Origin of the sequence: Amycolatopsis sp. NPDC058340 (genome assembly GCF_042723975.1) — a bacterium.
In the GTDB taxonomy this organism is placed as follows: domain Bacteria; phylum Actinomycetota; class Actinomycetes; order Mycobacteriales; family Pseudonocardiaceae; genus Amycolatopsis.
Genome location: NZ_JBHXIB010000050.1, coordinates 44343 through 54712 on the forward strand (window position 1 = coordinate 44343; position 10370 = coordinate 54712).

Consider the following 10370-nt stretch of genomic DNA (forward strand, 5'->3'; position numbering starts at 1 on the left):
TGAGTGGTAAGGACGGTTCTAACCGTCCTTACCACTCACGAGCCCCAAGACCCTCCGCTACCGCTTTCCGTGCAGCACCGTAATGAGCTTCGCCACCAGAGCGTCCGTCTTTTCCTTGCGGGAGAACGAGGTCAGCACGATCGGTGCGGTGAACCGCTGCCGCGCCACTGCCTTCGGGCGGGCGAACTCGCGCAGGCCTTCCGGGCCGTGGATCCGGCCGAAGCCCGAATCGCCGACGCCGCCGAAGGGCAGCGAAGCGATACCGGCGAAGGAAAGCGGCGCGTTGATCGACGTCATGCCGGTGCGCAGCCGTCCGGCCAGTTCGAGGCCGCGCGACTTCGAGAACACCGTCGAGCCGAGGCCGTACTTCGTGTCGTTGGCCTTCTCGACGGCCTCGTCCATGTCGCGGACCTTCGCGATGGTGACGGTCGGGCCGAACGTCTCCTCCTGGACCGCCACGGAGTCCTCGGGCACGTCGACGAGCACCGTCGGCTGCACGTAGCGGTCGCCGACCGCGTCGACGCCGCCGACCAGCGCCTTGCCGCCGCGCTCGATGGCGTCCGCGATGTGGCGCTTGATCACCGAAAGCTGCGAAGGCATCGTCACCGGGCCGTACTGCGCGGCCGCGTCCGAGCCTGCCCGCACGTCCTTCGACTTCTCGACGACCTTCGCGACGAACTCGTCGTGCACGCGCTCGTGGACGTACACGCGCTCGACGCCGATGCAGGTCTGGCCCGAGTTGGAGAACGCGCCCCAGACGGTCGCGTCCGCGGCGGCCTCGAGGTCGGCGTCCGCGTCGACCAGGACCGCGTCCTTGCCGCCGGCCTCGATGATCACCGGGGTCAGCGTCTCGGCGGCCGCGGCCATGATCTTCTTGCCCGTGCCAGTCGAACCGGTGAAGGCGATCTTGTCGACGCCTCCCGTGACGAGCGCGGCGCCGGTCTCACCGAAGCCGGTGATCAGCTGCAGCACCGGCCACTCCGGGACGACCTCGTTGAACGCGTCGACCAGCCATTTCCCGACGCCGGGCGTGTACTCGCTCGGCTTGAAGACGACGGTGTTTCCGGCGGCGAGCGCGTACGCGATCGAGCCCAGCGGGGTGAAGACGGGGTAGTTCCACGGGCCGATCACGCCCACGACGCCGAGCGGCTGGTACTCGACCGTCGCCGCCTGGTTCGACATCATCAGCCCGGCCGCACGGCGCTGCTTGCCGAGGATCTTGCGCGCGTGCTTGCCCGCCCACGCGATGTGCTCGATGGCCAGGACGCTCTCCAGCTGCGCGTCGGCGATCGGTTTCCCGGTCTCGTCGCGCACGACCTGGCACAGCTGCGGCAGCCTGCGGGTGATGACGCCCTTCCAGCGGCGCAGGCGTTCGGCGCGCCCGTCGTAGCCGAGCCCGGCCCACCAGTCGGCGGCGTCCCTCGCGCGGGCGATGGCGGCGCGGACGTCCTCCTTGCTGTGCACCGGGTAGGTGCCGACGACCTCGTCGGTCGCCGGGCTGAGGGAATCGAAGGTCTCCCCCACGCTGTGCGCGGTCGGCTTCGGCTGGACTGCGGTCATCGACTTCTCCCGTGTCTCGGCTCAAAGCCCAGGCTACGACGTTACTGACGGCGTGCCAATAGCTCGCCTGGGGCGTGCCACCAGCATCGCACAGGAGACGAGGGCCGCAAGGACACCGAGCAGGGGGCACAGCCACACCGGCAGCACCCCGATCGCCAGCGACCCCAGCCCGAAACCCGACGCCTGCACGGTGAAGGCCAGTGAGAACCCCTCCGACCGGCGGCGTTCCGGCAACAGCTTCTGCAGGTTGACCGACGAGACGGCCATCAGCGGACCGGTGCAGAGCCCGATCAGCGCGACCCCGCCGAGCAACCCGGCCCAGCCGAAGCCCGCCGAAACCACGATCCCGCCGAGCACGAAACCGGCGAGGAACAGCCGTGGATCGCCGGCCTTGCCCCGTGCCGCGTAGAGCGCGCTCCCGGTGATGCTCGCGGCGCACAGCACGACGATGACGATCGCCGTAGCCGAATCGGGGGCGCCGACACGCTGGACGAGCGGCAGCAGCCCGACCTCGATGGTCGACAGCAGGAGCCCGACGGTGAACAACCCCGCCAGCCAAGGAACACAGGCGGCGACCGGGATCGCCTGCCGTTCGACTGTCCTTTGTGGATCGCGATGGACGGTCCGCCGCGGCACGAGCAGCGCCGCCAGCAGGGCGACGACGGCCATCGCGAGGACCGGGAGGACGGGGCCGGACGTCGCCAGGAGCGCCACCAGCAGCGGACCGCCGACGATGACGCCTTCGAGGATCATCGCGTCCACCGAAACGGCCCTCGGCAGCTCTTCTTCGGTCACCGTCCCGGCGAGCAGCGTCCGGAAACCGCCGTTCAGGCCGCCCGCGACCAGTCCCGGCGGGATCGCCAGCGCGAGCAGCGCCCAATCCGGCGCTCCGGCCGAAGCGACCGCGGCCAGCAGGAACAGCCCGGCGGCGACCAGCGGAAGCAACACGACGAGACCGCGGGCGGGGCCGACGCGGTCGAGCAGCCGTCCGGTCGGCACGGCGCCGGCCATCTCGGCGGCGACGAAAACGGCCATCATGACCCCGCCGAGCCGGTACGAACCGGTCGTCGCGGTGGTCAGCACGGTGAAGGCCAGTGGCGCCATCGTGGCGGGCAGCCGGTTCAGCTGCACCCCCGCCGACCAGCGCCAATACCCGGTGTTACGCAGCAACGTCATGTCACGAACACTGCCGAACCAGGCCTGGCGAGAACCATTGATTAGGGAATAGCCTAATCCGATGATCGAGCTGGTCTTGACCGCCGAGAGCGCCAATCGCGTCCGCTTCGGCATCTCCCCGCTCGACGAGACCATGGGCGCGATGCAGACCCTGCTCGGACGGCGTGGGCATCCGAGCCATCTGCCGTGGCTGCGTGAGGCGGCCGCGAAACTGCCGGACCTGCCCATCGAGGGCTTCGCGAAGGTGATGAGCGCGCGGCACTACATCACCGATTTCCTCAGCCCGCCGCCGAGCGGCCCGGAGACCACCGCGTCCGCGCAGCTCGCCGAAATCCGCCGCACGCCTCCGGCGCAGGTCGCGCATGAGCTGTCCAAAGTGGACGCAGACCTGAGCGGACTGCCGGAAGACCCCGCCGAGGCACGGGATCTGCTGGCGAGCCAGATGGAGATCGCTTGGACCGAACTGGTCGAACCGCACTGGCCCCGGATGCGCCGGTTCCTCGTCGCCGACATCGAGGAACGCTCACGACGGCTGGCCGCCGGCGGAATCGCACTGGTGCTGGAGGACATCCACTCGCGAGTGCGGCTCGTCGACGACGTCCTGGTGATCGAGATGAAGGAACGCGGCCGCGTCCACCTCGACCGGCGCGGGCTCCTGCTGATCCCCGGCGTCTTCGCGTGGCCATCGGTCGGCGTGATCACGATGGAACCGTGGCAGCCGTCGCTGCTGTACCCGGCCCGCGGCGTGGCCGAACTCTGGTCGGATCCCGAACGCCCGCCCGGCGCCCTCGCGGGAGTACTCGGCCGGACGAAGGCCGCCTTGCTCACGACGCTCAACGAACCCGCGAGCACCACCGAGCTGGCCCGACGCCTGGGCTTCTCGGCGCCGACGGTCTCGCAGCACCTGACCGCGATGCACGCGGCGGGCCTGCTCGACACCCGGCGACGCGGCCGCGAAGTGCGTTACCGGCGCACCGAACTTGGCGACGCCCTGATCCGGGCATAGGCTGGAATCGACCTACCGCGAAGGAGAACACCGATGCGTATTGTCCACTTCGGACACTCTTGCACGCTTCTGGAGACCGAGGGCGCGCGGATCCTGATCGACCCCGGCACCTTCTCGGCGGGTTTCGAAGGCGAGCGCGAACTGGACGCCATCCTGATCACGCACCAGCATTTCGACCACCTCGACGCGGACAGGCTGCCCGCGCTGCTGGCTGCCAACCCCGGCGTGCGGCTGATCGTCGACCCGGGTTCCGCCGAAGCGGCGGGGAAGATCGGCGCCGAATTCCAGATCGCGAACCCCGGCGATGCCCTCGAAATCGGCTCCAGCACTGTCAATGTCGTCGGCGGCGAGCACGCGGTGATCCACGAGGAGATCCCGGTGATCCCGAACGTCGGCTACATCGTCGACCACGGCGCCTTCTACCACCCGGGTGACTCGTTCTTCGTGCCGGAGCAGAAGATCGACGTGCTCGGCCTGCCAACCGGCGCACCGTGGCTCAAGGCCGGCGAGGCGGTCGACTACCTGCGTGCGGTGTCGCCGCGCCTCGCCGTCCCGATCCACGAAGCCGTCCTCGCGCGGCCGCAGATGCACTACGGCCTGTTCGCGAATCTCGCTCCGGAAGGCACCGAGGTGAAGGTGCTCGATGTCGGGGAGCCGGTGAAGCTTTAGGGCAGCGCACCGACCCCCGAGGGTGTTGCGAAAGCCACTTTCGCAACGTTGAAGGTTGTGAAAGTGGCTTTCGCAACGCCTCGGCCGTCCAGTCGCCGACGCGGTTGGCCAGCCGTGTCGCGAAAGCCACTTTCGGGACATCTAGCGTCGCGAAAGTGGCTTTCGCGACACAGTCTTCGGGGTCCGGTAAGCCAGCTTCCGCACCAAGATCTCCGCCGGTCCCCGATACGACCGGCGGTGCATCACATACGCGACGACGACCGTCAGCAGCCACACCCCGAGCCCGCAGGCGGCCGCGACGAACGTGCTGCCGCTCAGCCCCAGCATGAACGGCGGCGCCAGGATCAGCCACGCCACCGACTGGAACAGGTACGCGCTCAGCGTGCGCTGGCCGAGGGCCGAGATCGCGGTGACCACGACACCGCGGCGTTTCCCGCCGACCGCCATGCCGATGAGCCCGAACAGGCTGATGTAGCCGATCGCGCCGAACAGTCCCGCACCCTCGTACATGAGCTTGACGAGCCCGGCGGTCCCCTCGTCGAAGCCCGCGTAATCACCGGCGAAGAGCCCCATCGGCAGCGCGCCCGCGATCGCGACACCGAAACCGCCGAACACGCCGAAAAGGAGCAGCTTCCGATTCGGTTCCTCCAGCACGCGCTTCTTCGCCGCCCAGGCGCCCACCCAGACGAAGAGGATCGAAGACAGCAGGACCGCCGTGCTCATCGGCCATTCCGTGAGGCGCTCGCGCACGGCGTCGCCGTAGGTCGGGGCCAGTGACGACACGTCCTCGACGGACGGGACCGGCGCGCTCCCGGAGTTCCCGGTGAGCACCAGGTACATCAGCACCGCGAGGTAGCAGACGCCGAAGCACAGGTACAGCCCCGGAATGCGATAGAAACCCTTGCCTCGCCGCAAAAGCAGCAGGGCGAACACCACGCCGATCACGCCGTACGCGCCGAGCACATCGCCGGAGAAGAACAGCACCCCGTCGACGGCGCCGAAGACGAGCAGCCACGCGTGGCGGCGAAGCAGGATGCCCCGCGTTTCCGGCCAGGGCCGGCCCAGCCGCTCCTGCCGATCGGCGAACTGCACCATCCCGTAGCCGAGCATCATGCCGAACAGCGGCAGCGCGCACGCGTGGACGAGTACGAACAGCACCACGAAGTACGGCCGTTCCAGGCCTTCCGGCGTCTGATCGACGCCGGGCGTGTTCCCCAGGAAGATGCTCGCGGTATGCGCCAGCGCGACAAGCAGGAGCGCGAAACCCCTGGCCAGATCCGGTGCGAGCACGCGCTCGCCGGTCGGTGTCGATGTCATGGTTCCCCCTTTAGTATCCAACGTACACTAATTAATGTCCGACGGATACTAATGGCGGAGGAGGTGTTTGTCAGCTCGCTTCGACGAGAGCGGCGATGCCGTCGAGGACGACGCCCAGTCCGAAGTCGAAATCGGAGTTCTGTTCGGAGCCGCCGAGACCCGAGCTCAGGAAGCCCACGGCGTCGGGGAAACGTTCGGGGTCGATCAGCTCGGCGAGGCCCTTGCCGTAGGCCTGCTCCGCCTGCGCCTGGCTCAGCCCGCTGTCCTTCCGGCCCTCGGCGAGCTGGAGGGCCTGCGCGCAGGCGAGGCGGACATAGCCGCCGATCAAGACCAGGATCCCGCCCTTGGTACCCCAGTCGAGACCGGTTTCGCGCAGCGTGCGCAGGAACGCGTCCATCCAGGCGACGGCGTGCGGGCCGGCGGGCGGGCCGGAAAGCGGCAGCTCGACCAGCCACGGGTGGCTCATCAGCACGTCGCGGTTGGCCTCGGCCAACGTGGTCAGCTCGGCCCGCCAGTCACCGGTGGGCTCCACCTCCGGCGGATCGCCGATGGCGAAGTCGGCCATCAGCTCCAGCAGCTCCGCCTTCGAACCGATGTGGCGGTACAACGACATCTTCGTGACGCCCAGCTCCTTCGCCACGTTCGCCAGCGTCACGTTCGCGACGCCTTCGCGATCGGCGAGATCCACCGCGGCCGCCACGACACCGTCGATGTCGAGTACGGACGGCCTGCCGCGCGTCGGGCGCTCCGACCGGCGCCAGAGCCGCATCAGCGTCGCCGGTGCGCCACCCTCGTCGGTCATCCCGACAATTTAACCCGCGTTCGCGAGAGCGAGCCGTAGGTGGTTCCGAAAGCGCGGTTCTCCAGCGAGACGTCGACGGCGTCGAGGAACGCCTGCCGCAACCCCGGCCGGGCGAGGTCCGCGGCGTCGATGCCGAGCCGCACCAGCCCGCCGCGGCGCGCGGCCCTCGCGGCGGCCAGCACCAGCGCGAAACACCGGACGGTCTCCGTGCGGTGCGACGGCCCGCCGAACTCCTGCACCCTGGCGCGCTGGACGTCGCCGGACACCAGGTCCCGCACCGACGCCAGATCCGCGCACAACGTGAACCCGTGTTCGCGCAGGGCCTGGAGGGTGCCCTCCGACGCGATCCAGCGCGGCGGGGCGAATCCGTCGACCGCCATACCGTTGGCGTCGAGCGCCGCCTTCGCCGCGATCAGGCGCAGCCGTGCCTCGTGCGCGGGCAGCGCCGCGAACTCGGCGCGTTTGCCAAGGTAGACGGCGCGATGCGTCGGCGGGATCTGGTGGTCGTAGCCGTGCAGGAGGACGGAGTCGCCGCCCGCGCGGCGCGTCCGGACCCACTCGGTCACGGGGCCCTCGCCGGTGCGAGCGGCGTAGAGCACGGACAACGGGACCCTGCGCCGGTCGAGTTCGGCCGCGAGATCGGCACAGCGGTGCAACGTCCGGGTGGTCACGCCGGACAGGGAAACCAGCAAACGTGCATCCACCCCACCAGTGAGCCAGCCTCGGCTTGCGCCGGACTGACGACGGAGTGAACGCCGCAGGTCAGGCGGGCCAATCCTGCAGCGACCGGCCGGTGATGCGTTCGTACGACTCGATGTACCTCGCCCGGGTGGCGGCGACGATGTCCTCGGGCAAGGATGGTGACCCCGGTCTGTCCCGGCGGTGCCAGCCCGACGCGGGGCTGGTGAGCCAGTCCCGCAGCGGCTGCTTGTCGAACGAGGGCTGCGGGCTGTCCGGCGCGTAACCGCTCGCCGGCCAGTAGCGCGAGGAATCCGGGGTCAGGACCTCGTCGGCGAGCACGAGGTTCCCCTCGCGGTCGACGCCGAATTCGAGCTTCGTGTCCGCGAGGAGGATGCCGCGTTCGGCGGCGAACTCCGCGCCGCGGCGGTACACCGCCAGCGTCGCCTCGCGGACCTCTTCGGCCCGCTCGCGGCCGAGTTGCCCGACGACGTCGGCGAAGGCGATGTTCTCGTCGTGCGAGCCGCGGTCGGCCTTGGTCGCGGGCGTGAAGATCGGTTCGGGAAGGCGGGACGACTCGGTCAGACCGGGCGGAAGTTCGACACCGCAAACCGTCCCGCGCGCGCGATAATCGGCGAGACCGGTACCGGTGAGATATCCGCGGGCGACGGCTTCGAGCGGCAGCATCGCCAGCCGCCGCACCAGCAGCGCTCGGCCGCGGACCTCGGCGGGGATGCGTTCGTCTTCGTAGGAGACCAGGTGGTTGGGGAGGACATCGGAGAGCAGGGAGAACCAGAACACGCTCATCGCGGTGAGCACCCGCCCCTTGTCCGGGATGGGCGTGTCGAAGACGACGTCGTAGGCGGAGATCCGGTCGGACGTGACGAGCAGCAGATGCTCGTCATCGACGGCGTAGAGCTCACGGACCTTGCCGGCGGCGATCTTCGGGTATTCGAGCGTCGTCACGGCTGCACCCTAGCGATCAAGGATGATGGCTGATCATGCCGATCCACTGCGTTTCGTTCACGACCGACTACGGGCTGAGCGACGGTTTCGTGGCCGCGTGCCACGGCGTGATCGCGCGGATCGCGCCGTCCGTACGGGTGATCGACGTGAGCCACGAGATCCCTCCGCAGCAGGTCAGGACCGGGGCCGAGGTGCTCGCCCAGACCGCGCCGTATCTGCCGGAGTCGGTCCATCTCGCCGTCGTGGACCCCGGTGTCGGCACCGCTCGGCGCGGTGTCGTGGTGGTCACCGGCCGCGGAATGCTCGTCGGCCCGGACAACGGGCTCCTCATTCCCGCCGCCGAAACACTCAGCGGGGTGATAGCCGCCTACGAACTCGCGGCGCCGGAATACCGCCTTCCGGTGACGTCCTCGACGTTCCACGGACGTGACGTCTTCGCCCCCGCGGCGGCGCATCTCGCGCTCGGCGTCGCGCCGGAGGAGTTCGGGCCGCCCGTCGACGACCTCGTGCGGCTGCCGGACCCGTTCGTCGCGGTGTTCCCCGGCAAACTGGTGGCCGAAGTGCTCACGGTCGACCATTTCGGCAACGTCCAGCTGGCCGCGAGCCCCGCCGACCTCGAACTGGCCGGGCTGTCCGGCACGGTCTCCGTCAGCAGCGAACACGTCCTGGTGAAAGCGCTGGTCGGCGACACCTTCGGCACGGTGCCGCCGGGCCGGAACGTGCTCTACACCGATTCCGCGGGACGGCTCGCGGTCGCCGTGAACGGCGGCTCGGCCTCGGCGGTGCTCGGGCTGGGGCCCGCCCAGGAGTGCACGATCACCTCGTCGCCGACGGCCACCTGACCAGGCCCGGTCACCGCCATCTTGATCCCGAACGAGACCCCGCCCTCGGGTTCGCGGCGGTAGTCGGCGAGCGAACGGATCGGCTCGGGGCCCGCCTTCTTCCCGGTCTCCTGATCGACCATCGGCACCGTGCAGCGGATGCAGACCTTTGCGTACCCCAGTTCGACGCCGCCGGCGGTGAGCGAGCGGACGTCGTCCTCGCGATGCGGCTCGGGCCAGCCCGCGACGACGATGTTGGGCCGGAAGCGGTCCATCGGCACGGCTTCGGCGCCGCGCGACGCGATACGCTCGTTCAGACCGTCCAAAGAGGACTCCGAGGTGAGCAGGATCGCGTGCGCGTCGGCGAAGGCCGCGGTGCCGGGGATCTCGCCGTTGGTGACGCGTTCGTGCTCCGGCGCGAGCCCGACGAACACCGACGGCAGGCCCAGGACGTCGGAGAACCACTCGGCGGCCTCGTCGCCCTGGTGGACGCCCTTGCCCTGCCAGGTGAACGTCGCGGCGGGCTGCCTCGGCCCGTCCGTGACCGTCTCGACCAGCAGGTCTTCGACGCCGGGAGCGGCGAGCCGCAGGCGGGCGCCGTCGTCCAGCACCTCGGCCCGGATCGAGGCCATCACCGGATGCTTGCGCTGGCTGCGGAACTCGCCCTCCGGGGAGACGACCATCCAAGCCCGGTCGAACCTCAGCCCCGCGGGGGTGACGTCGGCCGCTTCGACCGGCGTCCCCGCGCAGCCTTTGACCGGGTAATAGACCAGCTTCGCCACTCTCGCCATAGCCGCAGGTTAACGACTCGGGCCTCGTGAGTGGCAAGGACGGTTAGAACGAAGGGTGCCTTTGGTGCCTACTGGACGTGGCCGTTGGTCGAAGGTCCGTGAAGGACTCCTTCACTGCGCTAGACGCCAGGGTGCCGGCAAAGTCGTATAGCTGCTGGTCTGTGCCACTGTCATGAAGCACAGAGGCGTTCGCAGGAGCAGGCTCAGCCAAGAGATCTGAATCTCTACTGGGGGTCGTGAGTGCTTTTGGTCGTTCTAACCCTCTTTACCACTCACGACCCCACGAATAACCGTACATAAATGCATAAATGGGACACTTATTGCCCTGAAAGTGTCCCGTGTGGACACTCGATGCCCGTGCCCGCCCTGTCAACGTTCGAAACCCAGACCTGCGCTATCTCGACGCTCGCCGGGACCCTGGCGCTAGACGCAGTGAAGGGGGCCTTCACGGACTTCAGGAGCGAGCAAAAGGCGGCGGGTGGTGGGGCCGCCTCGTGAGTGGCAAGGACGGGGAGAAAAAGACGTGGCAACACACGGGACTGGCGCCCCCCCCCCCCCCCGCCCCAGGGGGGGGGGAGCCAAAA

The 10370-nt window shown here is 69.2% G+C and carries 10 protein-coding genes; 3 read left to right on the forward strand and 7 right to left on the reverse strand.

Features of this window, described 5'->3' with window-relative positions:
* Positions 1-57: 57 nt before the first annotated feature.
* Both ACFWIW_RS34665 and ACFWIW_RS34670 read right to left on the reverse strand, forming a co-directional pair.
* Positions 58-1560: an aldehyde dehydrogenase family protein gene (locus ACFWIW_RS34665; protein WP_378372330.1), complete on the reverse strand. Its 1503-nt coding sequence runs from the start codon at positions 1558-1560 to the stop codon at positions 58-60.
* Positions 1561-1593: 33 nt separating this feature from the next.
* The gene (locus tag ACFWIW_RS34670) at positions 1594-2736 is read right to left on the reverse strand and encodes an MFS transporter (RefSeq protein WP_378372331.1); all 1143 of its coding nucleotides are present in this window, start codon (positions 2734-2736) and stop codon (positions 1594-1596) included.
* 61 nt (positions 2737-2797) lie between these two features.
* Between ACFWIW_RS34670 and ACFWIW_RS34675 the strand changes: the two genes are divergently transcribed.
* Positions 2798-3742 (forward strand): DUF5937 family protein, encoded by a 945-nt coding sequence (locus ACFWIW_RS34675; RefSeq protein WP_378372332.1) that lies wholly within the window; start codon positions 2798-2800, stop codon positions 3740-3742.
* Positions 3743-3775: 33 nt separating this feature from the next.
* Positions 3776-4411, forward strand: coding sequence for an MBL fold metallo-hydrolase (locus tag ACFWIW_RS34680; RefSeq protein ID WP_378372333.1), 636 nt, complete (start codon positions 3776-3778; stop codon positions 4409-4411).
* A 141-nt stretch (positions 4412-4552) separates the two neighbouring features.
* On the opposite strand, the gene ACFWIW_RS34685 is transcribed toward ACFWIW_RS34680, so the two are convergent.
* The 4 genes from ACFWIW_RS34685 to ACFWIW_RS34700 all read right to left on the reverse strand — a co-directional run bounded on the left by ACFWIW_RS34685 (position 4553) and on the right by ACFWIW_RS34700 (position 8174).
* Positions 4553-5728, reverse strand: a complete 1176-nt coding sequence (locus tag ACFWIW_RS34685) for a DUF418 domain-containing protein (protein WP_378372334.1) — start codon at positions 5726-5728, stop codon at positions 4553-4555.
* Between the two features lie 70 nt (positions 5729-5798).
* Positions 5799-6530 (reverse strand): TetR/AcrR family transcriptional regulator, encoded by a 732-nt coding sequence (locus ACFWIW_RS34690; RefSeq protein ID WP_378372335.1) that lies wholly within the window; start codon positions 6528-6530, stop codon positions 5799-5801.
* Positions 6527-7234 (reverse strand): DUF2334 domain-containing protein, encoded by a 708-nt coding sequence (locus ACFWIW_RS34695; RefSeq protein WP_378372336.1) that lies wholly within the window; start codon positions 7232-7234, stop codon positions 6527-6529. Before ACFWIW_RS34695 ends, ACFWIW_RS34690 begins: the two co-directional genes overlap by 4 nt.
* A gap of 58 nt (positions 7235-7292) precedes the next feature.
* Complete coding sequence (locus ACFWIW_RS34700; protein WP_378372337.1) at positions 7293-8174, reverse strand: phosphoribosylaminoimidazolesuccinocarboxamide synthase; 882 nt, start codon at positions 8172-8174, stop codon at positions 7293-7295.
* Positions 8175-8209: 35 nt separating this feature from the next.
* Here ACFWIW_RS34700 and ACFWIW_RS34705 point away from each other — a divergent pair, with 35 nt between their 5' ends.
* Positions 8210-9016: an S-adenosyl-l-methionine hydroxide adenosyltransferase family protein gene (locus ACFWIW_RS34705; RefSeq protein ID WP_378372338.1), complete on the forward strand. Its 807-nt coding sequence runs from the start codon at positions 8210-8212 to the stop codon at positions 9014-9016.
* Here the strand turns inward: ACFWIW_RS34705 and ACFWIW_RS34710 are convergent.
* Entirely contained in the window at positions 8899-9786 is an 888-nt protein-coding gene (locus ACFWIW_RS34710; protein ID WP_378372339.1) for an MOSC domain-containing protein, read from the reverse strand. The genes ACFWIW_RS34705 and ACFWIW_RS34710 overlap by 118 nt on opposite strands.
* Positions 9787-10370: the final 584 nt, after the last annotated feature.

What these genes read in the sequence shown, in the direction of transcription:
- ACFWIW_RS34670 (WP_378372331.1), bottom strand. Translation starts at nt 2,736, where the DNA reads ATGACGTTGCTGCGTAACACCGGGTATTGGCGCTGGTCGGCGGGGGTG.
- ACFWIW_RS34710 (WP_378372339.1), bottom strand. Translation starts at nt 9,786, where the DNA reads ATGGCGAGAGTGGCGAAGCTGGTCTATTACCCGGTCAAAGGCTGCGCG.
- ACFWIW_RS34680 (WP_378372333.1), top strand. Translation starts at nt 3,776, where the DNA reads ATGCGTATTGTCCACTTCGGACACTCTTGCACGCTTCTGGAGACCGAG.
- ACFWIW_RS34690 (WP_378372335.1), bottom strand. Translation starts at nt 6,530, where the DNA reads ATGACCGACGAGGGTGGCGCACCGGCGACGCTGATGCGGCTCTGGCGC.
- ACFWIW_RS34665 (WP_378372330.1), bottom strand. Translation starts at nt 1,560, where the DNA reads ATGACCGCAGTCCAGCCGAAGCCGACCGCGCACAGCGTGGGGGAGACC.
- ACFWIW_RS34685 (WP_378372334.1), bottom strand. Translation starts at nt 5,728, where the DNA reads ATGACATCGACACCGACCGGCGAGCGCGTGCTCGCACCGGATCTGGCC.
- ACFWIW_RS34675 (WP_378372332.1), top strand. Translation starts at nt 2,798, where the DNA reads ATGATCGAGCTGGTCTTGACCGCCGAGAGCGCCAATCGCGTCCGCTTC.
- ACFWIW_RS34705 (WP_378372338.1), top strand. Translation starts at nt 8,210, where the DNA reads ATGCCGATCCACTGCGTTTCGTTCACGACCGACTACGGGCTGAGCGAC.